Below are 26,836 nucleotides of genomic sequence, written 5' to 3'. Positions count from 1 at the left end.
ATGCATTCCTTTTAGCGCCTTACAGCCGAAAAGCAACGAAAGCATTATGCACACAACGACACAGACGCCACCCACTGCAGACAAATCGCCCCATATCTCAGACGGATACCCCGCATTGGCCATCACACAAAAAAGCGCACCATGCCAAGGCATGGTGCGCTGTAGAGTCGGGAAAAGGCCGACGGGCTAGAAAATCTGCTTCAGCAGGTCCTCTCCCGCCGCCCCCTTGGCCCCGCCGGAAGGCGACGCCGTGGACGGCTCCGCAGTTTCCGTGGGCTGGGTGCCCGCCTTGTAGGGCAAGGTGAAGGTCTTCTCGGTGCCCGGCCCGGCCAACAGGCCGCTGGCCGCATCCACACGGGCCATAACAATGCCCGCAGGCTGCTGGAAGTCGCGGACGGGATACTCCGCCTCCACGGCCTGCCGGTAGCCAATCCAAATGGGCGACGCCGCGCGGGAGCCGGTTTCCCATTTGCCCATGGGCGTCATCTTGTCAAAGCCCACGTAGACCGTGGTCAGCAGGTCCGGGGTGAAGCCCACATACCACGCGTCCTGCTCCTCGTTGGAGGTGCCGGTCTTGCCCGCCATGGGGCGGGAGAAGGCGCGGCGCACGCGCCATGCAGTGCCATCGCTGACCACCTGCTTGAGCAGGCTGGTGATGATGTAGGCCGTCTCGGGCGAGATGGCCTCGTGCACCTGGGGCTTGTTCACGTAAAGCTCTTCGCCCCACGCACTTTCCACGCGCAGGATAAGCCGCGGCTTAATCCAGCTGCCCCCACGCGCAAAGGCCGAGTAGGCCTGCGTCAAATTGATGGGCGTCACGGGCGAGGAGCCAAGGCTGACCGAGAGGTCTTCGGGGAATTCGCTCTCAAGGCCAAGGGTCCGCGCGCGGTCGATGATAGTCCTAATCCCCAACTGCTGGGCAATGCGGATGGTCACGAGGTTGCGCGACTTCACCAGCGCGGTGCGCAGCAGGGTCGGGCCGTAGAACACGCCCTCGAAGTTCTCGGGCTTCCACGTGCGGTCGTTTTCATAGTCCGTGTAGACGATGGGGGCGTCCAGCAGCACCGTGGACGGCGTCATGCCGCTATCAATGGCGGCGGAGTACACAATGGGCTTAAACGCGGAACCGGGCTGGCGGCTGGCCTGCGTGGCGCGGTTAAACTGGCTAGTCTCAAAGCTGTAGCCGCCCACAAGGGCGCGGACCTCGCCGGTTTGAGGCACCATGGACACCAGTGCGCCCTGCACCTCGGGCATGCGCTCAAGGTCCAGCGGCCAGATGACCTCTTCCGCCGGAGCGGAGCCGTCGGCAACGCCATCGGGAATGGCCTTTACCGAGGTCCAGATGATGTCGCCCTCATGCAGGACAAGGCGGCAGTCCTTGACGCTCGGCACCTCGTCGGTGGCCTTGCTTGGGTCAAGTTGACGCGCCCAGTGCACGTCCTCCACGGTGACAACGCCGTGGAAGTCGCCAAAGCGGACCTTGGCGCGCTCTTTGGTGACATCCGTCACCAGCACTTCCACCCACTCACCAACATCAAGGGCGTCCACCACGTAGGGATTTTCCTTGAGGAAGCCTTCCCACTGGGCGTTGTCCAGATGCTGGTTGGGGCCTGTCCACCCGCGGCGCTTAGCCGAGGCGAGCAGCCCGTCACGCACAGCCTTCTCCGCCGCCAACTGATGCGTCAGGTTCACGGCGGTGTACACGTGCATGCCGGAGTTGTAGACGAAATCCTCGCCGTAGCGGTCGATGAGACGGCGGCGTACTTCCTCAAGGTAGTACGCGCCCTGCCGCCACGAGGGGTCTTCCATGCGGCGCAGGACAATCTCTTCGCTCAGGGCCTGTTCATACTGGTCGTGGGTAATCCACTTGAGTTCCAGCATGCGGCCCAGCACATAGCGCTGGCGCTTTTTGGCGCCGGCCATGTTGTGGTACGGATTGTAGGCGCTTGGGCCCTTGGGCAGGCCCGCCAGCATGGCCGACTGCGCAAGGGTAAGCTCCTGCACATGGCAGCCAAAGTAGGCCCGCGCCGCGGCCTCGATGCCGTAGGCACGCGCGCCAAAGAAAATCTGGTTCAGATAGATGGTCAGAATGTCATCCTTGGAAAGGTGACGCTCCAGACGGTAGGCAAGGATGGCTTCCTTGAGCTTGCGCTGGTAGCTGCGCTCCGGCGTCAGCAGCAGGGACTTGATGACCTGCTGGGTGATGGTACTGCCGCCCTGCACAACGTGCCCGGCCTGCAGGTTCTTCACAAACGCGCGGAAGATGGCCACAAGGTCCACCCCGTCGTGCTCGTAGAAGCTGGAGTCCTCGGCGGCGAGGAAGCACTGCGGCACATAGTGCGGCATGTCGTTCAGCTTCACGAGGAAACGCTTTTCCTTGTAGAAGTAGCCCAGAACCTGCTCGTCCTCCGAGTAGACGGTGGTGACGAGGGGCGGAGTGTAGTCCGTGATGTTTTTAAAGCTCGGCAAATCCTTGGACGCCCAATAATACAGGCCGCCAAGCGCGCCAAGCCCACACACGGCGCCTATGCCGCAGATGATGGCTATCGCAATGAGAACTTTCTTCATATGTCGAACCGTTTATGCCGTTTTGAGTCGGTAGGCTCCCCGTCTTGTGGGTCCAGCCCCCATGCCAGCCGAAGCTGCCCGTGCAGGCGGCGGACCTCCTTTTCCGTGGTGCCCAGCATGGCGGACAACCGGCCAAAGGCCGTGGATGTCTGCTGCGCAAGGCACGTCTGGGAAGCGAAGATCATCACCCGTCCACGGGCAACCCAAAAGGGAAACAACTGGCAGTAGTACGGACGGACCTCGCGGGGCAGTACGCAGCCCTCGGGCCCAAGCAGGACGCAGGAGCCGCCTGCATGGGTCGCCAGACGGTAGTGCGTGCTGTGCCCATCCACGGGAAAGAGCGCCGCAATGGCGTCCTCATCCCCGGGAAAGGCGTGCTTTACCCCAAGGACGAACGCACCGGTGTTCACCTCCAGGGCGAAGGCTCCGGCGTCGCCGCAGTACGACAGAATCCGCTCCCGCTCAGCAGCGGAAAGCGGAAAGCAGTGTTGCTCCTGTCCCGGCGTCAGCACGCAGCAGGATGTGCCCTGCTGCCCGCATCGCTCGCACACATGGGGGTCCGTCATCGTTAGTACCCGTCCGATCCTTTAATGGCTGGCCATGTCCCGTTATAGTCATAGCACAGATAGATGGTGAAACGCCGCGCAGGGCGTCCCCCGTGACGAGACTGGTACTGGATTGTTTCATATCTTGCAAAATATTTGAGCAAGCCGTCGTTTGGTCCCTTGAACTTCTTGCGCACAAAGATGGCGTCCCACCCGGCCTTGGCCTGCGGGCCGGGCCACAGGTCGTACTGATTCAGGCGGCGGCCACCGGGCAGGCAGTAGGCCCGCTCCTTGCCGGGAACGTGCCACGACAGGGCCGAGGTCACGTCGTAGTTCTCGCCAAACAGAAAGACCTTGTCCGGGTCGTCAAAACGGGTGCGGCGCATCTCGTCCACGGTGTCGCCAAGGTCGTCCCAGCCCTTCAGGTGCAGGATGGGATTCTCAATGTGCACCTGCCCGGCAAAGGGCACGCGCCCTTCATAGCGCCACGGCAGGGGAAAGAGATCATGCACCATGAGCATGGTCATGAGCGCCAGCCCGACAAAGGGCCACGGCCACACACGCCAGTTGCGCCCACCCCGGCGGCGCCACACCGCGTCCCACGCGGCGGCGGCAAGGATGAACCCGCTGGCGTAGCTGACTGCCGACCAGTTGGGATTAATCTTGGTGTGGAACGACCACAGGATAAAGAAGCCCCAGATGGGCCAGAATCCTGCGGCCAGCAGCGCCTTCTGCCGGTAGCCCAGCGTCTCCACGTTGCGCGCGGCCTTGCCGGGCGCATCGCGCAGGGAGGTCACCACGCCAGCCGCGCCCATGAGCATAAAGGCAAACCACCACGGCATCAGCAGGCCAATCTGGCTGCCGATGTACTCCGGAAACTTGTCAAAACGCACAAAGGCTTCGGCGCGGGAGCCGGACATGCCGCCAAGGTGCAGCACGTGGCGCACGCCAGCAAAATCATTTTGCACGTTCCAGATCATGATGGGCAGCATCCCAAGCACGCCGCCGAGAATGCAGCAACCGAGCACACGGCGCACAAAGGTGCCCGTGGTCAGCCCGTTGCGCGACAGCAGCCACATGAACACCAGCGCCACGGGCACAAAGGCCAGCATCATGTACTTCGCCAGCGTGCCGACGGCCATGGCCAGCAGCAGCAGAATATACGACAGCCAGCGGTCCGGCTCGCGCGAGGCCCAATACAGGCTAAACAGCGCCGTCAGCCAGCACACCAGCAGTGGGTTGTCCGTGGTCATCAAAATACCGGACGCCATGGCAAGCAGCGAACAGTTCAGCACCACGATGGACAACAGCGCCAAGCGGGGGCGGCCCCACAGGCGCGCTACGCCAAGGTACATCACCAGTTGTGTCGCCGCCGCGCCAAGCACGGCGCCAATGCGCACGCCAAGGGCCGTATCGCCGAATACCGCCGTGCCCGCACCAATGATCCACGCAATGAGCGGACCCTTGGTGAAGTAGGACAGCTGGAACGTGCGCGACCAGTCCCAATACTGGGCCTCGTCCTGCACCAGGTCGAGCTGGCCGGACAGGATAAAGGCGATGCGCGCCACGGTCGTCATCAAAATGAGAACGCCGGCCAATACACCAGGCCGGCATCCCAATACGCGATTGTCAGTTGTGAATGTCTGTTGATCCATGCACTCTTCCATGCTCCGCCTACGCGGAGAACTTGAGGTGTCCCTTGCCCAGCAGGTCGTGCAGGTGCACCATCCCGAGGAGCACGCCGTCGTCGTCAACGACGGGAATAACCGTAATCTCGCGCGCCTCCATCATGTCCAACACCTCAGCGGCCGCGATGGCGGGCGACACATGCGAGGGATTCTTGGTCATGACGTTGGTCACGGAGGCCTGCGGATCGGTGTCCCCTGCGCACAGGGCGCGGCGGACGTCGCCGTCCGTCAGGATGCCCTGCAGGCGGCCCGCCGCATCAGTGAGGGCAAGGGCGCCAAGGCCGCCCTCGTTGAGGGCGATAAGCGCCTCGCCAAGGGACGTTTCCACGTCGGCCACGGGCAGGTCGTCGGTATGCATCAAGTTGCGGACACAGGCCTTGAGGCGCTGGCCGAGGGAGCCGCCGGGATGCCGTGTGGCAAAGTCCTCTTTTTCAAAGCGGTTCCACGTAATGAGGCAAGCGGCCAGCGCATCGCCAAGGGCCAGCGTTGCGGTGGTGCTTGCCGTTGGTGCAAGGCCCAGCGGACACGCTTCACGCGGGACGCCGCTGTCCAGGACCACATCGGACAGCTGGCCGAGGGAGGAATCCTCGCGCCCGGTCATGCCGATGATGCGGATGCCAATCTTCTTGAGGGCCGGAAGAATGGCGTTGAGTTCGTCCGTCTCGCCGGAGTTGGAGATGGCAAGGACGACATCCTCGGCGCGGAGCATGCCAAGGTCGCCGTGCGCCCCCTCAACCGGATGCAGGAAGAAGGACGGCGTGCCGGTGCTGGAGAGGGTTGCGGCAATCTTGCGGCCCACAAGGCCGGACTTGCCAATACCCGTCACCACCACACGGCCGGAGCAGCCGCCCATCAGTTCCAGCGCGGCCACAAAGCCGCCGTTCAGCTTGTTCTGAACGGCCTTCAGGCCTTCGATTTCGATATCAAGCGTCTCGCGGCCAAGGGCCAGCCAGTCGCGTTCTTGTGACTTGGGTGTCATCTGATTCGTTCTACCTACAGGTTAGGGACCTACTCCATGCACAGCTTGCCGCCATTCTCGCAGGGCGGGATGGGGTAGTTGCCGTCAAAGCAGGCCAAACAGAAGTTATCCGGGCCTTCCACGGAGGAAAGCAGGCCGGGAATAGACAGATAATGCAGCGAGTCCAGTCCGATGTAGCGGGCGATGTCGTCCACGGCGTGGTTGGCCGCGATAAGCTCGCCCTTGCTCGAAAAGTCAATGCCGTAATAGCACGGGAACTTAATGGCCGGACAGGCCACACGCATATGAATCTCGCGCGCGCCAAGCTCGCGCAGTTTCTTCACGCGGGTACGGATGGTGGTGCCTCGGACGATGGAATCCTCCACCACCACGATGCGCTTGTCCTTGACCATGCTGCGTACGGGGTTGAGCTTCACGCGGGTGCCGAAGTCGCGCATATCCTGCGAGGGCTGGATAAACGTACGGCCCACGTAGTGGTTGCGGATCATGCACTGCTCAAAGGGCAGGCCGGACGCCTGCGCATAGCCCACAGCGGCGTAGTTGCCGGAATCCGGGAACGGCATGACGAAGTCGGCGTCAACGGGCGCTTCCGTTGCGAGAGCCATACCCATGGCCTTGCGCCGCTCGTACACATTCTGCCCAAAGACGTCGGAGTCCGGACGCGCAAAGTAGATCAGCTCAAAGATGCACTGTTTGCAGCCGTTGGGCTTGGCATACAGGCGGCTGCGCTGGCCGTCCTTGTCCAGAACGAGCATCTCGCCCGGACGCAGGGAGCGCAGACAGTCAGCCTCAAGCAGATCAAAGGCGCAGGTTTCGGAGGCCAGCACGTAGGCGTCGCCCACGCGGCCGAGGGACAGGGGCCTAAAGCCCCACGGGTCCTTCACGGCGATGAGCTTGTCGTTGGCCTGCACCAGCAGGGCAAAGGCGCCCTTGACGCGTGCGCAGGACTTGGCGACCGCTTCCTCAACGTCGTCGCCCTCCACATTCATGTAGCGGGCGATGAGGTGCACGATGACCTCGGAATCCATGGTGGTCTGGAAGATCGCCCCACCCCGCTCCAGTTCCAGGCGCAGTTCGTGGGCATTCACCAGATTGCCGTTATGAGCGATGGCGAGCATGGTGTCGCCAAAGCGCACCATAAACGGCTGCGCGTTGCGCAAAAGGGAGGCACCGGTGGTTGAATACCGGATGTGGCCGATGGCGGTTTCGCCTTTCAGCTGACGGCTAAGGTGGCTTTCGTTGAACACGTCAGCCACCAGACCCATACCCTTCTGCTCGCGCAGTTTGCTGCCGTCCCAAGTGACGATGCCAGCGCTTTCCTGTCCACGATGCTGCTGCGCGTAGAGGCCGAAGTAGGTCATCCGTGCCGCTTCCGGATGATTGTATATACCGAACAGTCCGCAGTATTCCTTCTTCATGGTGATGCTGGTGCCGTCCCTTGGGCGGCGTAGTTGAGATTAAAGACCGTAGTATTCCTGCAGGCTGCACACGCCGGGTTCACGCTGCTTGAGTTCTCGCAGTGCGTGGGCCATGGCGCGGGCACCCGCCACCGTGGTGGTGTAGGGGATGCCGTACAGGAGCGTATTCTGGCGGATGACTGAGGAGTCGCCCACCGTCTTCTTACCGGACGCCGTATTGATGACAAGGTCCACTTCACCATTCTTGATGCGGTCCACCACGTGGGGGCGGCCCTCGTAGACCTTGTAGACGGTCTGGGTATCGACACCCCGGCGCGACAGGAATTCCGCCGTGCCGCTGGTGGCGAGGATATTAAAGCCCAGCTGCGAGAAGGTGGCGGCAACGTCGACGATGCCTTCCTTGTCGCGTTCGTTGACGGAGATAAACACCGTTCCGCTGTCCGGCAGCTTCTGGCCCGAGGCCAACTGGCCTTTGAGGAAAGCCATGCCGAAGGAGGAATCAATGCCCATCACTTCGCCGGTGGAACGCATCTCGGGTCCGAGCAGGATGTCCACATTGGGGAAGCGGTTGAACGGGAACACGCTCTCCTTCACCGCCACGTAGCCGCTCTTGCGCATGGACCACGGGTCGATGTCCTTCAGGCGCTGGCCCAGCATGACCTTGGTGGCCAGCTTCGGCAGCGGCACGCCCGTCGCCTTGGAGACGAAGGGAGCCGTACGGCTGGCGCGGGGGTTCACCTCAAGGATGTAGATAACGCCGTCCTTGACCGCGAACTGGATGTTCATGAGGCCCACAACGCCCAGCTCCTTCGCCAGCGCGATGGTCTGGCGGCGGATTTCCTCGACAATCAGACCGCCGAGGGTGATGGGCGGGATAACGCAGGCGGAGTCGCCGGAGTGGATGCCCGCTTCCTCGATGTGCTCCATAATGCCCGCAACGTACACGTCGCGGCCGTCGGACAGGGCGTCCACGTCCACCTCAACGGCATTCTCAAGGAACTTGTCGATAAGGATGGGATGTTCGGGCGCGGCGTGCACTTCCTCGCGGAAGTAGGTGCGCAGGCCCTCTTCGTCGTAGACGATGTCCATGGCGCGGCCGCCGAGCACGTAGCTGGGGCGGACCACAACGGGATAGCCAACGGTTTTGGCCTCTTCCACAGCCTGCTCCACGCTCATGGCCGTGCCGTTGTCCGGCTGGCGCAGGCCCAGCTTCTTGAGCAGCGCCTGAAAGCGCTCGCGGTCTTCGGCGCGGTCGATGGAGTCGGGATGGGTGCCAAGGATGGGCACGCCGGCGCGCAGCAGCTGCGTCGCCAGATTCAGCGGCGTCTGGCCGCCAAACTGCACGATGACGCCTTCGGGCTTCTCGAACTCCACAATGTTCATGACGTCCTCGAAGGTCAGCGGCTCAAAGTAGAGCTTGTCCGAGGTGTCGTAGTCGGTGGAGACGGTTTCGGGGTTGGAGTTGACCATGATGGATGTCACGTTCTCCTCACCGAGGGCGTAGGCCGCGTGGACGCAGCAGTAGTCAAATTCAATGCCCTGACCAATGCGGTTGGGACCGCCGCCAAGGATCATGACCTTCTTGCCCGCTTCGGCTTCCACTTCCGTGCCGTGCTCGTAGGTGGAATAGAAGTACGGGGTATGCGCCTCGAACTCGGCCGCGCAGGTGTCCACAAGGTAGAAGGTGGGCTTCACGCCGGCGTCTTCACGCAGACGGCGCACGTCGCTTTCTTCCATCTTCCACAGGGTAGCCAGCTGGCGGTCGGAGAAGCCGTATTCCTTGGCCTTGCGCAGGATGGTGCGCAGCTCGGCGCTCTCGGCGGACATGGTCTGGCGCAGGCCGAAGCGGCGCAGTTCCTCTTCCGCATCCACGATGTCGCGAATCTGGCGCAGGTACCACGGATCGATGAAGGAGGCGTCGAAAATCTCCTGATCGGTCAGGCCGCAGAGCATGGCGTAGCGGATGTAGAAGATACGCTTGGAGTTCGGCTTTCTGAGCTTGGCCAGAATCTCGTCCTTGTCCCGGCACTGGCTGACAAAGTCCTTCCCCAGACCGGGCATGCCGATTTCGAGGGAGCGCAGGCCCTTCTGGAGGGACTCCTTGAAGGTGCGGCCTATGCTCATGGCCTCGCCAACGCTCTTCATGGCGGTGCTCAGCACATCCTCTGCGCCGGGGAACTTCTCAAAGGTGAGGCGGGGAATTTTGGTGACCACGTAGTCGATGGACGGCTCAAAGGAGGCCATCGTCTCGCGGGTGATGTCGTTGGGGAGTTCGTCGAGGGTGTAGCCCACGGCGAGCTTGGCGGCGATTTTGGCAATGGGGAAGCCCGTCGCCTTGGACGCCAGCGCGGAGGAACGCGACACACGGGGGTTCATCTCGATGACGACCAAGTCGCCGTCCTCGGGGTTCACCGCAAACTGCACGTTGGAGCCGCCGGTCTCGACGCCGATTTCGCGCATTACGGCGATGGAGGCGTCGCGCATGGCCTGGTACTCAACGTCGGTCAGGGTCTGGGCCGGGGCAACGGTGATGGAGTCGCCAGTGTGCACGCCCATGGCGTCGATGTTTTCGATGGAGCAGATGATGACGCAGTTGTCATTCTTGTCACGCATGACCTCCATCTCGTATTCCTTCCAGCCCAGCACGGACTGCTCCAGCATCACCTCATTGGTGCGGCTGGCGGTGATGCCGTGGTCGGCAATCTCCAGCAGGTCTTCCATGTTGTAGGCCACGCCGCCGCCGGTGCCACCAAGGGTGTAGGCGGGGCGAATGATGATGGGGAAGGGAATAACGGTTGCGGCCTCGCGCACCTCGTCGAGGTTGCGGGCAATACGGCTGACGGGAACCTTGAGGCCGATGTTTTCCATGGCCTGTCGGAACAGCTCGCGGCTTTCGGCTTTTTCGATGACGTCGCGCGCCGCGCCGATGAGTTCCACGCCGCACTTCTCCAGCACGCCCATCTCCGCCACGGCCAGCGCCGTGTTGAGGCCGGTCTGTCCGCCAAGGGTCGGCAGCAGGGCGTCCGGGCGCTCCTTCTCGATGATGCGGGCCACGGTTTCCGGCTCGATGGGTTCGATGTAGGTTCTGTCGGCCAACTCCGGATCGGTCATGATGGTTGCCGGATTGGAGTTGACGAGCACCACCTCATATCCCTCTTCCTTGAGGGCCTTCAGGGCCTGGGTCCCGGAGTAGTCGAACTCACAGGCCTGGCCGATGACGATGGGCCCGGAGCCGATCAGCATAATCTTCTTGATGTCGGTACGTTTGGGCATGTCGCTTTCGGTATGGTTCAGGTTATAAATCGTGCGTGCCAGAGGGTTCGGCCCGCAGGGGCACGCCAGTTGAATTGCCTGGAAGGTGGAGATGAGAGATTGCTTTGGAACCGATCTCCCGAAGCGGAGATGCGCGTGTTATAGTTGAGCACGCCTTCGGAGTCCAGCAAAAAGCGTCTCGTCCCACTGCCTACCTCGTATACAAGTGGGCCAGCTCCGCGTAGTGCCTGCGATGTTCTTCCGGCAGCGGAAGGGTGTCATCCGTTGCGAGGGCGATGCAGGTTTTTGCAAGTTCCGCCTCTATCAACGTCCGGCGTTTCATGCGCTGCTTCCACGAGGCCTTGCGCAACAGCCCTTCGCCTTCGCTGACGATGGTCCGTGCACGGCTGGCCACGCTGTGCCGCCGCAACACCTTGTCCCGCCCCGCCGCCGCTATTTCCGCCAGCCGTCCGGGCTGGTCCAGCATCAGGCGCGCCACGCCCGCCGCCGAGGCCGCATCCCCGCGCGTATAGACAAGGATTTCCTCGTCCACGGCAAAGAGGTCCGTCAGGCCGTTTTGGGTGGCTTCCGTCAGCACGGCGGCGCCGCAGGCCGCGGCCTCAAAAAGGCGAAAGTTCAACTCGCCCGCCGCGCTTTGGTTCAGCACAATGCGGCTGCGCCCAAACACGGGAGCATACGCGCCCTGCGTGACATACAGCGGATGAAGGCGCTTGAAGCCTTGGAGAAAGGCTTTACGGGCGGCATTGATGGTGCCCTCCACCGTGCCGACGAAGCTGACGGGAATATCCCGTTCGCCGCCGGGGTCCACATCCACGTCCGGCTTGCAGAACAGCGGGAACCAGCGGATGCGCCGGGGGTGGTCCACATGCTCGAACAGGGGCAGATAGTCCTTCTGGGCCACCAGCACGAGGTCGAACCCCATGCTGTAGGGCACGTGCCACGGATTGAGGTATTGATCGATGGAATAGGCGATGGTGGGCGCGGGGAGTTCCGACAGCCCAACAACACAGGGAGGAATGGAGGTATCGCACCAGAACACAAGGTCCGGCACAAAACCGTTGGCGTCCAGCACCTGCGTCAGCCGCTGCAGGGACATGGTGGTGTCGATTTCGACATCCAGCCCCCGGCGGCCCGCAGGGCCGATGGCGAGGACCTCGTGCCCGAGCCGTCGAAACTCGGGCACGAAGTACGTACCGTCAATATTCAGTATTCGCATGAAACGCCATCTTGCGGAAACGCCGGATGGCGTTTCCGGCAATGTGATTAAAGAATTACGAAACCTTGGTACCGTTCCCGGTGGCGCCGGAAACAGTCAACAGCTGCATACCGCCATCAGTCTTGGCGGCAAGAATCATCCCCTGCGAGACCTGCCCGCGCAGCTTGCGCGGCGCAAGATTCGCCACAACGACAACCTGCCGTCCGACGAGGTCATCGGGGCTGAAGTACTCGGCCAGACCGGCCACCACCTGACGCGGCTCGTCTTCGCCAAGGTCCACCTTGACAAGGAGCAGCCTGTCCGCATCGGGATGCGGCTGGCAGGACACCACGGTGCCGACGCGCATATCAACCTTCTGGAAGTCCGCAAAGTCGATGATGCCGTCTTCCGCCCCGGCTTTGGCAGCCTTGGCGGCCTTGTCCTGCTTCTTCTGCTTTTTGGCGGCCTGCTTTTCGGCCTTGGCGGCGTCCTCTTCCTGCTTCTTTTTCAGGTCCACGCGGGGGAAGAGGTTGGACGCCTTGGCAAGGTGCAGTCCCGGCTCCAAACGGCCAAAGGTCTCCACCTCGTCCTTGATGTTCACGGCGGCAGGATCAAAGTCCATGCCCTGCCCAAGCTGCTCCAGCATAGTCTCCGCCGTGGTGGGCATGACGGGCCAGATGTGCAGGGCAATCTTGCGCATGAGCATCAGGAGCACATACATCACGTCGCCGAGGCGCTCGGTTTCGCCGTTCTTGAACAGCGCCCACGGCTGGGTGCTGTCCACGTACTTGTTCAGGCCGCGCACCAGCTCCCACAGGGACTCGATGCCGCGTCCGAACTCGAACGTCCCAAACAGCTGCTGGTAGTTCTTAAAGGAATCAATGGCCAGCTGGAGCACCTCAAGGTCCACACTCTCGTGCTTGCGGCTGGGGTTTGGCACCTCGCCGCCGAAGTACTTGTGCGTCATGGACAGCACGCGGGAGAACAGGTTGCCAAGGTCATTGGCAAGGTCCGCGTTCAGGCGGCCCACAAGGGCGTCCTCGGAAAAGGACGCGTCGCGGCCAAAGCGCATTTCGCGCAGAAGGAAGTAGCGGAAGGCGTCCTGCCCGTAGGTGCCCACCATGGACAACGGGTCCACCACGTTGCCGATGGACTTGGACATCTTGGTGTCCTTGACCAGCCAGTAGCCGTGCACGTTCAGGTGCTGGTACGGCTCGAAGCCTGCGGCCTTGAGCATGGTGGGCCAGAAGATGGCGTGGGGCTTCAGGATGTCCTTGGCCACAAGGTGGTTGGCGCTGGGCCAGAACTGGTCGAACTTGTCGCCCTCGGGCCAGTCCAGCGCGGTGATGTAGTTGAGCAGCGCGTCAAACCACACGTAGGTGACGTAGTCCGTATCAAAGGGCAGCTCAATGCCCCACGACAGGCGCGTCTTGGGGCGCGAGATGCACAGGTCGTCCAGCACGCCCATGTCCAGCATGGAGAGCACCTCGTTGCGGTAGCGCTCCGGGCGGATGAAGTCCGGGTTGTCCTCGATGTGCTTCTTCAGCCAGTCCTGATACTTGGACATACGGAAGAAGTAGTTCTTTTCGCGGATAACCTCGGGTTCCTTGTCATGGTCGGGACACTTGCCGTCCACGAGGTCCTTTTCGGTGAGGAACTGCTCACAGCCGTAGCAGTACAGCCCCTCATACTCGCTCTGGTAGATATCGCCGTTGTCGTAGACCTGCTGGAGCACCTTCTGCACCGTCTTGATATGGCGGGGCTGGGTGGTGCGGATGAAGTCGGAGTTCTGGATGTTCAGCTTGGGCCAGAGGTTCTGGAACGTTCCGCTGATGTCATCCACGAATTCCTTGGGGGTCTTTCCGGCGGCTTCGGCGGCCTGCATGATTTTATCACCATGCTCGTCGGTTCCGGTCAGGAAAAACGCCTCTTCACCGGAAATACGGTGAAAGCGCGCCACACTGTCTGCCACGATGGTCGTGTAGGCGTGGCCCAGATGGGGCTTGGCGTTCACGTAATAGATGGGCGTGGTGATATAAAACCGGCTCAACTTGGTTCCTCCTGAATTATCTCTTCGCTATTCGCTTTTGTTGCCCTTGTGCCGCGGTTTGCGGCGGGGCTTGCGGCGCGGTCTGTTCTTTTGGCGCGGGTCGCCGCCTTGGCTGTCGCCAGCGGGCTTGCCCTTGGCGCGCTGCTGGGGGCGGCGCTTTTTGCCCTTGCCCTTTGGCGCGTCCTTGCCCTGCTTGTCGCTGCTCTGCGCGTCGTCCGCCTCGGCGGGCTGTGGCGCATCGGGCTGGCTGGGCTGTTCGGCCGGCGCGGCGTCCTGCTCGGGCTTGGGGGCCGCCTCGTCCTGCTTGGGCGCGCCCTTTTCGGGGCGGTGCGGCGGCTTGCCGCCCTTGCCACGCGGACGCGGCGGGCGGGGCTTGGACCGCATGCTGGCCTGCGCCTCCTGCAAGCGGCGTTGCAGCTCCTGCGGGTCGATGCGGCGGGGATTGAGGGCGTGCCATTCGTCCAGCGTCAGTTCGCGCTCCTCCCCAAATTCCGAAAGCACGGCGATGCTGTTGCGGAAGAAGTTGGCGCGCAGCACCTTAAGGATGCCGTCGTCCGTCTCCATCCGCTTGCCGATTTTGGGGCACTGGCGGTAGAACTCCGCGTAGTTCTTTTCCTCAAAGCTCAGGCAGCACAGCAGGCGGCCGCAGATGCCGGAGATTTTGGTCGGGTTCAGGAACAGGTTCTGTTCCTTGGCCATCTTGATGGTGACCGGGGCGAACTTGCGCATGAACCTGCGGCAGCAGGTCACCATGCCGCAGTTGCCCACCGCGCCGAGCATCTGGGTTTCATGACGCACGCCAATCTGCCGCAGCTCAATGCGCGTGCGGTAGTTTTTGACGAGGTCCTTGACCAGCTCGCGGAAGTCTACGCGTCCGGGCGCGGTAAAGTAGAAGATGATTTTGCCGCGGTCAAAGAAGACTTCCACATCAACGAGTTTCATCTCCAGACCACGTTCCGATATGCACCGACGGCAGAACGAGAAGGCTTCGCGCGCAAGGGTGTCATTTTCCCCGGCGGTGACCATGTCCTCCTCCGTCGCCAGACGGAAGATGGGCTTGAGCTCCTCCTCGGGAATATCCTTGGGAGCTTCCGGCGACACGGTAATAACCGTGCCCAGGCCCATGCCCTGGTCGGTCTTGACGATGACGCTGTCGTCCTTGTTCACGACGAACGCGCCCGAGTCGAAATAATAAATCTGGCCGTAATCGCTGAATTTCAATCCAAGTGCGTGGCCCATGTCGCCTTCCTATCTGTGTTCATGTATTGTCCAACGCGCCTGTATAAATCAGTTCCGCGCGAACTTCAAATGCCGGCTTGGCCTGTTTGGCGGGCGCCGTCGCCCTCTGCCCCGCCGCCTCGGACCGCCGCCCGGGCGGATTTGCGGCCGCCGCTGCGCACCCGCAGGCCATTTCCCCGCTTGCGGCCCCCTTGACTTGCTGCGGCCACAGGCACACTATTTCCCGTGTCAGCCACATGGATAAGGAGGACATGCCATGAGTGCAGAGCGAACCAACGCGGGTCCGGACATCATTGCAAATTTGGCGCAGCGCTGGAGCCCCCGCGCCTTTGACGAGACAATCCCCGTCACTGACGAGCAGCTGCGCATACTGCTGGAGGCCGCCCGCTGGGCGCCCTCGTGCTTCAACGAGCAGCCATGGTCCTTCGTCGTTACCAGAAAGGGCGACGACGATCACGCCCGCTTGCTGGACTGCCTTATGCCCAAGAATCAGCTCTGGGCAGGGTCCGCACCTGTGCTGCTTCTGTCCGTGGCGCACACGGTGTTTTCCCACAACGGCAAGTCCAACAGGCACGCCGTCCATGACGTAGGGCTGGCCGTTTCGCAGCTTATCCAGCAAGGCATGGCCATGGGCCTCAGCGTGCACCAAATGGCCGGATTCTCGGTGGACAAAGCCCGCTCGGCCTTCTCCATCCCCGACGAATACGCCCCGGTGGCCGCCATCGCCCTTGGCACGCCCGGTTCACCGGACATTCTGCCCCCGGACCTGCGCGAAACAGAACTCGCCCCGCGCACGCGAAAGCCGCTTTCGGAGATGGCCTTTGGCGGCCACTTCGGCCAACCATCCCCCCTCGCCGACTGACGCGCCAGCTTCAACCCACCGGAGATCGCATGACGTATACCATCACTCCCCTGCTCACCGGCGTCCGCAACCCGGACCAAGGCATCATGACCTACCAGCAAGGCTACGGAAAGCCCATCTGGCTGCCCATCTATGCCTTTCTTGTCCGCGGCGACGGCGTCAACATTCTCATCGACACCGGCCTTGATGAAGACGAAGTCATCATTCCGCGCGGCTTTGCCGAGGAAACCGGCCTTGAGGTCAAAACCATCACCGAATGTCTGGAAGACCACGGCCTGACGCCGGACGATATCTCCCTTGTCATCAACACCCATCTGCACGACGACCACTGCGGCAATAACGGCCTGTTCACCAAGGCCCAGCACGTTGTCCAGCAGAAGGAGCTGGACTTCTGCCGTCACCCGCATCCGCTGGACCACCGCTACGACACCTACTTTATCGAGGATGTCGAGTTCACCACCGTGGACGGAAAGGCCGAGGTGCGTCCCGGCATCCGGGTGGAACTGACGCCCGGGCATACTCCCGGCATCCAGACCGTGACCATCGACACGGCGGACGGCCCCGTCATCGTGCCCGGATTCTGCTGTAACGAAAAGAACTTTCAGCAAAGCGGCAAGGTCGTCTGCCCCGGCGTGCACTGTGACGCCTTTCTCGCCTATGATACCGCCCAAAAGGTCGGCGCCATGGAGGGCACCATCCTGCCCATGCACGGCCTGAGCATAGCGGGCAAGACCTACTAGCCCCGCCCCCTACGCGCAAAAAGGGCCGGAAATGGCGAATGCAAACGATTCGCCCCTTCCGGCCCTATGCTGATACTGCTGCGTCGCAAAAGCTAGGCGCGCTCCATTTCTTCCGGAGTCAGCCCCACAATGCTGATGCCATGGGCATCGGCAAGGGCAATGGCTTCCCCAAGGTCAAAGAACAGGCTTTTCCCTGCCTCAATGCCGATGCAGGCGCCGCCGATGTCTATCATGGTGCGCACCGTTTGCAGACCCGCCGCCGGCAGGTCAATGCGGTCGTCCTGACCGGGCTTGTACACCTTGACTAGCACGCATCCCTCGCCCGCCAGCTCACCGGCGCGGCGCAGGGCGGCGTCCGTGCCTTCCGGGCCTTCCACGGCCACAACCATACCGCTTTTCACCACAAGGGACTGGCCGATGTCCATGCTGCCTATGCTCTTGGCCTTGGGCCAGCCATAGCGCAGGTCGTCCAGCACCTCCTGCGGAGGCGCGGTACGGGTGAGCACGCCTGCGGGGGTGCCAATGTTCGGCACCAGCGTCAAGGCGGAAACCACGTGCAGCCCTTCGGCCTCAAGCTCCGCGGCAACGGTGCTCAAAATGGCGTCGTCGCCCTTGGTCTTGAGCTTAAAGAGCAATTTCACGGCCTTGAAATCCGGGCGGATTTGCAGGGCCTTGGGCTTGTTGATAGCGCCGGCGAGCACCACGCGGGTGACGCCGTTCTCATGGAAAAAGGCAAGGAGCTTGGCAAGCTGCCCGATATGAAGCTCGCGGAACGCATCGGTCTTCTCGGCAAGGGACATATCCGTATGCCCGGAGAAGCCGACGGCGGCGACCCGCAGCCCGGCCTCGCGTGCGCCCTGCGCCACAAGGAACGGGAACTGGCCCCCGCCGGCGATGATGCCGATGGTTTCAGTGGTCATGGGCGTCCGCTAGTCTCCGTGCTTGCAGTTCTTGCCAACGTCGGACAGACAGCCGCGCTCGCTGGAGCGGATAAACTCCACAAAGTGCTGCACCTGCGGAATCTCGCTTTCCTCGGCGGCCAGCATTTCCAGCGCTTCCTGACGCGTATGCTCGGAGCGGAAGATGAGCGTATAGGCGTGCTTGAGGGCGCGGATGACGTCGCGGTTCATGCCCGCACGGCGCAGGCCGATGGTGTTGAGTCCGCGCAGGGAGCCACGCGTTCCGGCGGCCATGCAGTACGGGGGCACGTCCATGGTCACGCCGGTCATGCCGCCAACAAAGGCGTAGTCGCCAATGCGGCTGAACTGATGCACGCCGCACATGCCGCCCACAACAGAGTGCAGACCAAGCTCAACGTGGCCCGCCAGCATCACACAGTTGGTGAGGATGGCGTGGTCGCTGAGGGTGCAGTCGTGCGCGACGTGGGCGTAGGCCATAATCATGCACTTGGAGCCGATATGCGTTTCGCCGCGGCCCTCAGGAGTGCCGCGGTGGATGGTGACAAATTCGCGGATGATATTGCCGTCGCCCACCACCAGCTTGGTATCTGCGCCCTTGAACTTGATGTCCTGCGGGTCGCCGCCGAGCAGGGCATTGGAGTGCACCTGATTATCGCGGCCAAGGGTGGTGTAGCTTTTAATCTGGGCAAAGGCGTCGATGTGGGTGTTGTCGCCGATGACGGTGTTCTTTTCGATGATGGCGTAAGGACCGACAACAACGTTTTCGCCGAGCTGCGCGCTCGGGTCGACCACAGCGGAAGGATGAATCTCGGTGGGCACTAGATGTCCTCCCTCTTGACCAGCGCGGCGCTCATCTGGCCCTGGCAGGCCACTTCGCCATCAACCAGCGCGGTACCGGTCATCTTGACCAGATGCATCTTGCGGCGCACATCGGTGACGCGCAGTTCCAGCCTGTCGCCGGGGCGCACCGGGCGGCGGAAGCGGACCTTGTCCATGCCCGTGAACATAAAGACGCCGTCGGAGGTGTCCTTTTGATTCAAGGAATCGGACAGGTGCACGAGCAGACCGCCAGCCTGCGCGAGGCTCTCGCAAATGAGCACGCCGGGCATGACGGGAAGCTCAGGGAAGTGCCCCTGAAAGAACGGCTCGTTAAAGCTGACGTTCTTGTAGGCGGAAATGGTTTCGCCGGGGGTGAAATCCGTAATGCGGTCCACCATCAAAAAGGGGTATCTGTGCGGGAGCATTTTCAGGATGCCCTGAATGTCCACGCTGTTCAGGTCAAGATTACTCATCGGTGCCTCCCTGACAGGCTGCCTTGAGCGCTGCCAGTTCCTTCTCCAATTTCTTCACGCGCTTGAACAGGTCCGGCATCTTCGGTGCCAGCGACATGTTGCGCATGTATGTTCCATAGTCCATGGCCGGATGCCCGCCCATGCGTTTGCCTTCCGGAATGTCCGTACGCACGCCGCACTGGGGGCCAACCACAACATCGTTGCCGATGGTCACGTGGTCTGCAATGCCCGCCTGTCCGGCCATGATGACATTGCGGCCCACCTTGGTGCTGCCCGCAATGCCCACCTGCGACACGATGGTGCAGTGCTCGTCCAAATCACAGTTGTGGGCAATCTGCACGAGATTGTCGACCTTGGTGCCACGGCCAAGGCGCGTGGTGTCGAGCATGGCGCGGTCGATGGTGGTGTTGGCGCCGATTTCCACGTCGTCCTCCACCGCCACGCGGCCCACCTGCGGAATCTTCTGGCGGCCGTCCTCCGTTGGGACGTAGCCAAAGCCGTCACTGCCCAGCACAGCGCCCGGATGCACCATAACGCGGTCGCCAAGGACCGATCCGGCCATCAGGGTGGCGCTGGGGTACACGGTGCAGTCCTCGCCAATGATGCAGCCCTCGCCCACATAGCAGCTGGGGAACAGGCGCGTGCGCGCCCCCACCTTCGCCCCCGCCGCCACAAAGGCGAAGGGATAGACGTCGGCATCGGGGTGCACGTCAGCATCGGGATGCACGTAGGCCATCTCGCTGACGCCCTGCCCTTCAAGGCAGCCCTGCGGCGGCGTAAAGAGCATAAGCAACCGCGCGAAGTCCATGTAGGGGTTGGCGCTGACCAGCGCGCGCTCGACCTTGCCCGCAAAGTCCTCAGAGACCACGACCGCTGCTGCGGCCGTGGTCTCCAGAAGTTCTGCGTATTTGACATCGGCAAGGAAGGTCACGTCGTTCGGCCCTGCGGATTCGAGGGTGCCGACACCGGAGACGGTGCAGTCCTCGCCGCGCAGGGTCAGCCCCAGCTTGGAGGCGAGTTCCGAAAGGGTGAATTCCATGATGCGTCCTGTTTGTTCTACTTGCGGGAAGCCTTGTTCACTTCAACAATGATCTTGTTGGTGATGTTGCTGGCGTCGTCCACGTAGAGCACACCGGCAGCCTTGCCGTCGAGGATCATGGAATAGCCGTGCTTCTTGCCGTAGTCTTCCATGACCTTGAAAATGGTTTCAATGATGGGCTGGGAGAGGCGCTCTTCCTCGGTCTTAATCTTGCGCTGGTAGTTGCGCAGGGCGTCCTGGAAGTCGCGCACCTTGCGCTTGAACTCGATTTCCTTGTCCATCTTCGCTTCCTGAGACAGCACAAGGCTCTGCTTCTGCATCTCGCTGCGCATCTGCTCGATGTCCTTCTTCTGCTTGTCCAGCTCGTCCTTCACGCCCTTGAACTTGTTCTGCAGGGAGCCCAGAGCCTTCTGGCCGGGTTCGCAGTTCTTAATGATGTGGGGCATGTTCACCACGGCAACTTTGCCCTGAGCCCACGCGGCGGTGGGGGCAAGCAGCATGACGGCGACAATGGCGAGAAGCATCTTACGCATGATTCGACTCCTTTTGGGAGAAAGTTGTTTCCGATTTCACACCGAAAAAAGCGCCCCGGGCACGGTGTCACACGACGTCGGGCCTCGGGGCGCGGGTTTACCGTTTTGCCTAGAAGAACTGGCCCATGGAGAATTCGAGCTTGCCCTTGCCACCCTGATCGGGAACCTCGTCAAGAGCGTAGCCGTACTCAAGGCGCAGAGGACCGAAGGCGGAGTACCAGCGGATGCCGCCACCAATGCTCTTCTTCCAATCCAGATCCATGGATTCGTCATCATCCCATACGTTACCTGCGTCGAAGAACACAAGGCCCTTAACGCCCAGGTCTTCAAGCAGCGGGAAGATGTATTCCACGTTCACGAAGGCCATCTTGTCGCCGCCGATGCGGTCGCCCGTTTCGGGATCGATGGGCGAAATGCGGCGGGACTTGTAGCCGCGCACGGAGCTGATGCCACCAAGGTAAAAGCGCTCGAAGACCGGAATCTCGTCGCTGCCGTTCTCGAAGGCGTAGCCCATGCGGCCGTGGAAGTGGAACGTGGTGTCCAGCCACAGCGGGATGTACTGGCTATGGTCACCCACCAGTTTCACGAACTCGTCGTCGCCCATGAGCACGCCACCGGCGTATTCCAGAGACAGGCTGGAAATGGAGCCCTTCGACGGGTCGAAGCGCTTGTCGGTGGTCCGGCGCTTGACGCCGAAGGTCATGGAGCTGAGCCAATGGTTGCCTTCCACCTCACGAATCTGCCACGCGGCGTCGTCGTCAACGTCGCTGACATCATAATTCTCAAGGCGGTAGTTCCAGATGAAGTTTGTGTATTCGCCAAGGGGGTAGCCAAGGCGGACGCGGCCGCCAAAGGTATCCCTGTCGTAGTCGTCCCAGTCCACACGGGTCATGTACAGGTCGCCACCAGCGGACCACGGGCCGTCATCGACGTGCGGGTTGGTGAAGCTCACCTTAAAGCTGGAGTCCGAGCCGCCAATGGTGCCGGTGAAGCCGGTGTAGTAGCCCTTGCCGAAAAGGTTGCGCTCTTCGATGGAACCGGTCAAGAAGCCGCCGTCGGCGCTGGAGTAGCCAACACCTGCGGACAGGCGTCCGGTGTTCTTCTCCTTCACGCGGACCTTGAGATCCATCTCGCCGGGGGTGCCTGTAGGCACGGGCTCGATGTCGGCGTTCTCGAAGAAGTCGAGGTAGCCAAGACGCTGGCCGGAGCGGCGCAGCTTGGAGCCGCTGTACAGGTCGCCGTCGGAGAGCCGCATCTCGCGGCGGATGACGTTGTCGCGGGTCTTGGAGTTGCCCTCGATGGTGACGTGGCGGATGTAAATCTTGTCTCGCTTCTTGAGGTCGAAAGTCACGTCCACGGTGGCGGTATCGCGGTCCGGGGCGAGACGGTAATCGGCCTCGGCGTAGGCGTAGCCGTAGTTGGAGTAGTATTCGGTCAGGCGCTGGGAGTCCTTGTGCAGGACGGCGCGGCTGAAGAATTCGTCTTCCTCGGCGAGGTCGTCGATGGCGATGACCTTGGACAGCGTGTCTTCGGTTTCGAGGATGTCGCCGGTGAAGGCCACATGGCCCACCTTGTAGCGGGTGCCCTCTTCCACCTTGAAGGTGATGTAGATGCCGTCCTCGCGGTAGTCCACCTCGGGCTGGCCGACCTTGACGTCGATGAAGCCGTGGTTGCCGTAGTAGGCCTCGATGGCGGCGGTGTCGCGGGTGAGGAGGTCTTCCTTCAGCACGCCGCTGCCCGTAATCCACGAGAAGATGCCGCGTTCGTCCAGAGCGAGTTCGTCCTTGAGGTCGTCCTCGTCCACCTGCTCCGCACCTTCGATGGCGATGCCCTTGATGTAGAGCTTGTTGCCTTCGTCGATGGTGATGTTCAGGCGGGCCTGACCGTCGGACTGCTCCAGATTGTAGCTGACCTTGGCGTTGTAGTAGCCTTCCTTGCGGTACTCTTCCTTAATCTTGCCGAGGTCGTCGGACAGGACCTTGGGGTTCAAAACCGCGCCGGTCTTGGTGGACATAAGCTCCTGCACCTCGTCGGTCTCCAGCTCCTCGTTGCCAAGGATGCTGACGGCCTGAATGCGGGGGCGCTCCTCCACCACGAAGGTAAGGCGGATGCCATCAGGAAGGTCGTCCATACGGACCTGCACGTCGCGGAAGTAGCCGAGGTCGTAGATGCGCTTGACCTCGTCGTTGACGGCTTTGGGGTCGTAAATATCGCCCTTGCGGGTGCGCAGGCGCATGAGCACGACGTCCTTTTCAAGGATGCGCGTGCCCTCGACGTTGATGTCGGAGATGCTCTGCTTGCGCAGCAGTTCCATCTTCACCTTTTCGGCCAGATCTTCAATGGCGGGGACCACATTGATGAGGCCCTCCTTCACCACGAAGAGCGGCTTGGCCTGCTTGAGGCCAAAGGCCTCGACCAGCCGAACGTCCAGGCTGAGGGTTTCCCCGACCTGGTTGAAACTGCCGTAAACGGCATAATTCGCGCCAGCAAGCAGCGCGAGGTCCTTGGCGGAGGCGATATCGAGGTAATCGATGTCGTTTTCCTCCAGCAGGGAGTACATATCATCATGCCCGACCACCTCGAAGCCGAACGCTTTCAGCTTGTCATTGAGCAGTTCGGGCAGACTGTCCTTGAGGTAATCAAGTTCCTGATCGGCGCGCACCTCAAAGGGCAGCACGATCACCTTGACCTTGGACGCATCGGCGGCTTTTGCAGCCGGGCAGATGCCAACGATGGTTGCGCAGGCCACAAGGCACGCGCAGATGAGCCGCATCCGCTCAATCAGCTTGTTCATACAATTCTCCGGAGCGCAGTTCCAACCGTCTTTCCATTTTTCCAGCCAGGTCGTGATTATGCGTCACCACAACCAGCGTCATTCCCAATTCAACATTCAGGTCGAGAAGCAGAGAGCCGACGTTTTCACCATTGGTCTCGTCCAGACTGCCCGTGGGCTCGTCGGCAAGGAGCACTTTGGGCCGGAGCAGAATGGCCCGCGCAATGGCCGCCCGCTGGCGTTCGCCGCCAGAGAGGGTGGTCACGCGGTGGCTTTCGCGCCCCGTCAGTCCGGAGAGGGCAAGGGCCTGCCGTGCGCTTTCCAGCGCCTCAGCACGCGCCATACCGGAAATAATGCCCGGCATAGCTACGTTTTCCAGAGTGGTGAACTCCGGCAGCAGGTGGTGGAACTGAAAAACAAATCCCACCTCACGGTTGCGCAGTGCGGCGCGGTCGCGTCCGCCAAGGCGCTTTAAGTCCTTGCCAAGAAAAAAAATCTCGCCAGCCGAAGGCGTGTCGAGCGTACCAAGAAGTTGCAGCAGCGTGGACTTGCCAGAGCCGGAAGCCCCCACAATGGCAAGGCTCTCGCCGGACTGGATGGACAAGTCCACCCCGCGAAGCACGCTGACGCGTTCGCCAGGTCCGGAGAACTCCTTACCAACACCCCGCAATTCATACAACGGGAAATTATTCATAGCGCAACGCCTCTGCGGGAACCAAACGCGCGGCCTGCCGCGCCGGGTAGATCGTTGCGAGGAAACACAGCGTCAGCGCGCTCACCCCAATTAGGGTCATATCCAGCCAATCAAGCAGCACGGGCAGGTGGTCCATGGAGTAGATGCCCTTGGGCAGCTCAATGAACTGGTACTTTTGCAAAAGCCAGCACAGGGTCAGCCCCAGCGCGTAGCCGAGCACCGTCCCCGCCACGCCGATAATCATCCCCTGCATGGTAAAGATGCGGCGGATGCTCTCACGCGTGGCGCCCATGGACATCAAGATGGCGATGTCGCGTGTCTTTTCCATCACCAGCATCACCAGCGTGGTGACGATGGAGAACGAACCGACCAGCACAATCATCACCAAGATGACGAACATGCCCACCTTCTCCAGCTTGAGCGCGGCGAAGAGGTTGGCGTTCATTTCCTGCCATGAGCGGACATAGAACGGATAGCCGCCCACAACCTCGCGCACGCCCTTGCCGATTTCCGTGGCGCGGTCCACATCGCTGACGCGAAGCTCCAGCCCGCTGACCACATCGTCCTTCAGGCCCAACAGGTCCTGCGCGGCCGGAATGGCCACGTACGCCAGCGAGGAGTCGTACTCGTACATGCCGGTCTTGAACACGCCCGCCACGCGGAACACCTTCACCGTGGGGGTAAAGCCCGCCGCGGTGCGCTTGCCCGCCGGAGAGAGCATGTTCACGAGGCTGCCCTTGCGCACGCTCAGGCGCGCGGCAAGCTCGGAGCCAATAATAATGCCGGGGGGGCCGGGACGCGCGCCAAGGCGCAGGTCCTCAAGGGAGCCTTGGTTCAGGTCGCGGGAGAGGGTCAGCACGTCGCGCGCGCTGTCCGGGTCGATGCCGCGGAGCACTGCGCCCTTCACACCGTGCCGGGTGCTGAGCATAACCTCATAGTACACAAAGGGCGTCACACCAGTGACGCCCTCCACCTCGGCAACCTTAGCGCCAAGTGCTTGGTAGTCCGGGATTTTCGCTTCGGCGCTGGCGACCACAAGGTGGGCGTTCACGCCGAGGATTTTATCCCGCATATCGGTGCTCATCCCGTTCATCACCCCAAGGACCACAATCAAGGCGGCCACACCAAGGGCCACACCAAGAATGGAGATGACCGAGATGACCGAGATGAATGCCTGCCCGCGACGGGCAAGCAGGTACCTCAGGGCAACGAAGGATTCAAAACTCATGATCCGGAACCGACCTCCGGACGCAGCAGCGGGAAGAGGATAACCTCGCGGATGCTGGGGGAGTCGGTCAGCAGCATGACCAGTCGGTCAATGCCAACGCCCTGCCCAGCCGCCGGGGGCATGCCGTACTCCAGGGCGCGGACGTAGTCCGTATCCATGAAGTGGGCTTCCTCGTCGCCTGCTTCCTTCTCCGCCACCTGATCCTCAAAGCGCATGCGCTGGTCCACGGGGTCATTGAGCTCGGAGAAGGCGTTGCCCATCTCGCGGCCCGTGATGAACAGCTCAAAGCGGTCGGTGATGGTGGGGTCCTCGTCATTGCGGCGGGACAGCGGAGAAATCTCCGTGGGGTAGCCGTAGATGAAGTGAGGCTGGATGAGCTTGGGCTCAACGAAGATGTCAAACAGCTTCGCCTGCACCTTGCCCAGCTTTTCCCCTTCGACAACCTTTTCGCCTTCCTTTTTCACAAGGGCGACGGCGGCGTCGTAGTCGTTGTAGATTTCAGGGCCAACACCGCCCACCTTCTCGATGGACTCATGGAAGCTCAGGCGCGTCCATGCTCCGCGGGACAGGTCGATGATATCACCCTGATACGGAACCTTGGTGGTGCCGCAGGCTTCTTCTGCCACGTAGGAGAACAGCTCTTCCGTCAGGTCCATGAGGTCATGGAAGTTGGCAAACGCCCAGTAGAATTCACACATGGTGAACTCCGGGTTGTGACGGGTGGAGATGCCCTCGTTACGGAAGTTTCGGTTGATCTCGTAGACCTTCTCGAAACCGCCGACGAGCAGGCGCTTGAGGTACAGCTCCGGCGCGATGCGCATGTAGAGCTTCATATCCAGCGCATTATGGTGCGTCTCGAAGGGTTTGGCCGTTGCGCCGCCGGGAATGGGCTGCAGCATGGGCGTTTCCACTTCAAGGAAGCCTTTGGAATCCATAAAGTTGCGGAACGCACGCACGACTTTGGAGCGCGTCTCGAAAATCTTTTTGGTCTTTTCGGTGACGATGAGGTCCACGTACCGCTGGCGGTAGCGGGTCTCCACGTCTTTAAGACCATGGTATTTTTCCGGAAGCGGACGCATGGACTTGGTGACCAGTTCCACGGATTTCGCAAGGATGGTCAACTCGCCGGTTTTGGTGCGGAACAGGCCGCCACGCACACCGACAATGTCGCCAAGGTCGTATTTTTTAAAGACCTTGTAGTCGTCCGCGCCCAGTTCGTCGCGGGCAACGTAAACCTGCATGCGGTCGGTGCCGTCCTGCAGGTGGAAGAAGGTCACTTTGCCAAAGGAGCGGTGCGCGACGATACGGCCAGCTATGGCAAACTCGTCTTCCATCGCCTCTAGGGCTTCGCCGTCGTAGGCATCATAATTCTTTTTGATGTATGCGACGTCGGTGTCCTTGCGAAATGTATTCGGGAACAGGCTAAGACCCTCATCAAGGAGGGTACAGGCCTTGCCGACGCGGTTCTTGAGCACTTCGTTCAGCTCTTCGGACTCCTGCATAGCGCGGAGCATAGGCTGAAACTGCTCAACGAACGGGGACTTAACGGGAAGCTTTATCTGCTTTTGCTGAGGCTGGTTGCCTTTCTTACTCAAGGTAATCTCTCCAAACCGTGACGTTCATCGTGAAAGAACCCGTGAGGTGTATTCGCATTGGGGCGCGGCGTCAAGAACAGGCCCACCAGCGCCGCCTTCCAGCACCCACATAAACTTTTTTGCCAGCAATTGGAAATTTCTTCTTGACGGGCATTTGCGAAATCCCTATTAACCCAATCCGCGGACGGCGAAACCGTTCACGCAA

20 protein-coding genes are annotated in these 26,836 nt (G+C 61.5%); 2 read left to right on the top strand and 18 right to left on the bottom strand.

Annotated elements, in window-relative coordinates:
- Positions 1 to 186: 186 nt before the first annotated feature.
- From ACYQ2T_RS13780 to ACYQ2T_RS13740, 9 genes are all read right to left on the bottom strand, one after another.
- The gene (locus tag ACYQ2T_RS13780; RefSeq protein ID WP_459901339.1) at positions 187 to 2,568 is read right to left on the bottom strand and encodes a penicillin-binding protein 1A; all 2,382 of its coding nucleotides are present in this window, start codon (positions 2,566 to 2,568) and stop codon (positions 187 to 189) included.
- Positions 2,565 to 3,134 carry a zinc/iron-chelating domain-containing protein gene (locus ACYQ2T_RS13775; RefSeq protein ID WP_459901338.1) on the bottom strand — a complete coding sequence of 190 codons (570 nt, stop codon included), beginning with the start codon at positions 3,132 to 3,134 and terminating at the stop codon, positions 2,565 to 2,567. The genes ACYQ2T_RS13780 and ACYQ2T_RS13775 overlap by 4 nt, the downstream gene beginning before the upstream one ends.
- Before the next feature lie 2 nt (positions 3,135 to 3,136).
- Complete coding sequence (locus ACYQ2T_RS13770; RefSeq protein ID WP_459901629.1) at positions 3,137 to 4,690, bottom strand: ArnT family glycosyltransferase; 1,554 nt, start codon at positions 4,688 to 4,690, stop codon at positions 3,137 to 3,139.
- A gap of 97 nt (positions 4,691 to 4,787) precedes the next feature.
- Positions 4,788 to 5,780 (bottom strand): KpsF/GutQ family sugar-phosphate isomerase, encoded by a 993-nt coding sequence (locus ACYQ2T_RS13765; RefSeq protein ID WP_459901336.1) that lies wholly within the window; start codon positions 5,778 to 5,780, stop codon positions 4,788 to 4,790.
- 29 nt (positions 5,781 to 5,809) lie between these two features.
- On the bottom strand, positions 5,810 to 7,198 hold the full coding sequence (gene purF / locus ACYQ2T_RS13760) for an amidophosphoribosyltransferase (RefSeq protein WP_459901334.1): 1,389 nt from the start codon (positions 7,196 to 7,198) through the stop codon (positions 5,810 to 5,812).
- 39 nt (positions 7,199 to 7,237) lie between these two features.
- Positions 7,238 to 10,471: a carbamoyl-phosphate synthase large subunit gene (carB, locus tag ACYQ2T_RS13755; RefSeq protein ID WP_459901332.1), complete on the bottom strand. Its 3,234-nt coding sequence runs from the start codon at positions 10,469 to 10,471 to the stop codon at positions 7,238 to 7,240.
- Between the two features lie 190 nt (positions 10,472 to 10,661).
- Entirely contained in the window at positions 10,662 to 11,687 is a 1,026-nt protein-coding gene (locus ACYQ2T_RS13750) for a glycosyltransferase family protein (protein WP_459901330.1), read from the bottom strand.
- A gap of 55 nt (positions 11,688 to 11,742) precedes the next feature.
- Positions 11,743 to 13,716, bottom strand: a complete 1,974-nt coding sequence (metG, locus tag ACYQ2T_RS13745) for a methionine--tRNA ligase (protein ID WP_459901328.1) — start codon at positions 13,714 to 13,716, stop codon at positions 11,743 to 11,745.
- A gap of 27 nt (positions 13,717 to 13,743) precedes the next feature.
- Positions 13,744 to 14,955 carry a PSP1 domain-containing protein gene (locus tag ACYQ2T_RS13740; protein WP_459901326.1) on the bottom strand — a complete coding sequence of 404 codons (1,212 nt, stop codon included), beginning with the start codon at positions 14,953 to 14,955 and terminating at the stop codon, positions 13,744 to 13,746.
- A gap of 256 nt (positions 14,956 to 15,211) precedes the next feature.
- On the opposite strand from ACYQ2T_RS13740, the gene ACYQ2T_RS13735 reads away from it, so the two are divergent.
- The gene (locus ACYQ2T_RS13735) at positions 15,212 to 15,817 is read left to right on the top strand and encodes a nitroreductase family protein (protein WP_459901324.1); all 606 of its coding nucleotides are present in this window, start codon (positions 15,212 to 15,214) and stop codon (positions 15,815 to 15,817) included.
- A 29-nt stretch (positions 15,818 to 15,846) separates the two neighbouring features.
- Complete coding sequence (locus ACYQ2T_RS13730; protein WP_459901322.1) at positions 15,847 to 16,557, top strand: N-acyl homoserine lactonase family protein; 711 nt, start codon at positions 15,847 to 15,849, stop codon at positions 16,555 to 16,557.
- Between the two features lie 92 nt (positions 16,558 to 16,649).
- Here ACYQ2T_RS13730 and ACYQ2T_RS13725 read toward each other — a convergent pair whose 3' ends face one another.
- The 9 genes from ACYQ2T_RS13725 to lysS form a co-directional block, all read right to left on the bottom strand.
- Positions 16,650 to 17,477, bottom strand: coding sequence for an LpxI family protein (locus ACYQ2T_RS13725; protein ID WP_459901320.1), 828 nt, complete (start codon positions 17,475 to 17,477; stop codon positions 16,650 to 16,652).
- Positions 17,478 to 17,486: 9 nt separating this feature from the next.
- Positions 17,487 to 18,296 carry an acyl-ACP--UDP-N-acetylglucosamine O-acyltransferase gene (gene lpxA, locus ACYQ2T_RS13720; protein WP_404843237.1) on the bottom strand — a complete coding sequence of 270 codons (810 nt, stop codon included), beginning with the start codon at positions 18,294 to 18,296 and terminating at the stop codon, positions 17,487 to 17,489.
- Positions 18,296 to 18,769, bottom strand: a complete 474-nt coding sequence (gene fabZ, locus ACYQ2T_RS13715; RefSeq protein ID WP_404843238.1) for a 3-hydroxyacyl-ACP dehydratase FabZ — start codon at positions 18,767 to 18,769, stop codon at positions 18,296 to 18,298. The genes lpxA and fabZ overlap by 1 nt, the downstream gene beginning before the upstream one ends.
- Positions 18,762 to 19,808 carry a UDP-3-O-(3-hydroxymyristoyl)glucosamine N-acyltransferase gene (lpxD, locus tag ACYQ2T_RS13710; RefSeq protein ID WP_459901319.1) on the bottom strand — a complete coding sequence of 349 codons (1,047 nt, stop codon included), beginning with the start codon at positions 19,806 to 19,808 and terminating at the stop codon, positions 18,762 to 18,764. The genes fabZ and lpxD overlap by 8 nt, the downstream gene beginning before the upstream one ends.
- Before the next feature lie 17 nt (positions 19,809 to 19,825).
- Positions 19,826 to 20,341 carry an OmpH/Skp family outer membrane protein gene (locus ACYQ2T_RS13705; RefSeq protein ID WP_459901318.1) on the bottom strand — a complete coding sequence of 172 codons (516 nt, stop codon included), beginning with the start codon at positions 20,339 to 20,341 and terminating at the stop codon, positions 19,826 to 19,828.
- Positions 20,342 to 20,450: 109 nt separating this feature from the next.
- A complete protein-coding gene (bamA, locus tag ACYQ2T_RS13700) occupies positions 20,451 to 23,135 on the bottom strand; it encodes an outer membrane protein assembly factor BamA (protein WP_459901316.1) in 2,685 nt (894 codons plus the stop codon).
- A complete protein-coding gene (locus ACYQ2T_RS13695) occupies positions 23,119 to 23,808 on the bottom strand; it encodes an ABC transporter ATP-binding protein (protein ID WP_404843242.1) in 690 nt (229 codons plus the stop codon). The genes bamA and ACYQ2T_RS13695 overlap by 17 nt, the downstream gene beginning before the upstream one ends.
- Positions 23,801 to 25,036 carry a lipoprotein-releasing ABC transporter permease subunit gene (locus ACYQ2T_RS13690; protein ID WP_459901314.1) on the bottom strand — a complete coding sequence of 412 codons (1,236 nt, stop codon included), beginning with the start codon at positions 25,034 to 25,036 and terminating at the stop codon, positions 23,801 to 23,803. The genes ACYQ2T_RS13695 and ACYQ2T_RS13690 overlap by 8 nt, the downstream gene beginning before the upstream one ends.
- The gene (lysS, locus tag ACYQ2T_RS13685; protein ID WP_459901627.1) at positions 25,033 to 26,550 is read right to left on the bottom strand and encodes a lysine--tRNA ligase; all 1,518 of its coding nucleotides are present in this window, start codon (positions 26,548 to 26,550) and stop codon (positions 25,033 to 25,035) included. Before lysS ends, ACYQ2T_RS13690 begins: the two co-directional genes overlap by 4 nt.
- Positions 26,551 to 26,836: the final 286 nt, after the last annotated feature.

The sequence above is a fragment of the Desulfobaculum senezii genome, assembly GCF_054657395.1.
Note: the sequence above shows the minus strand (reverse complement) of the source record. Positions and strands in the feature narration are given on the sequence as shown.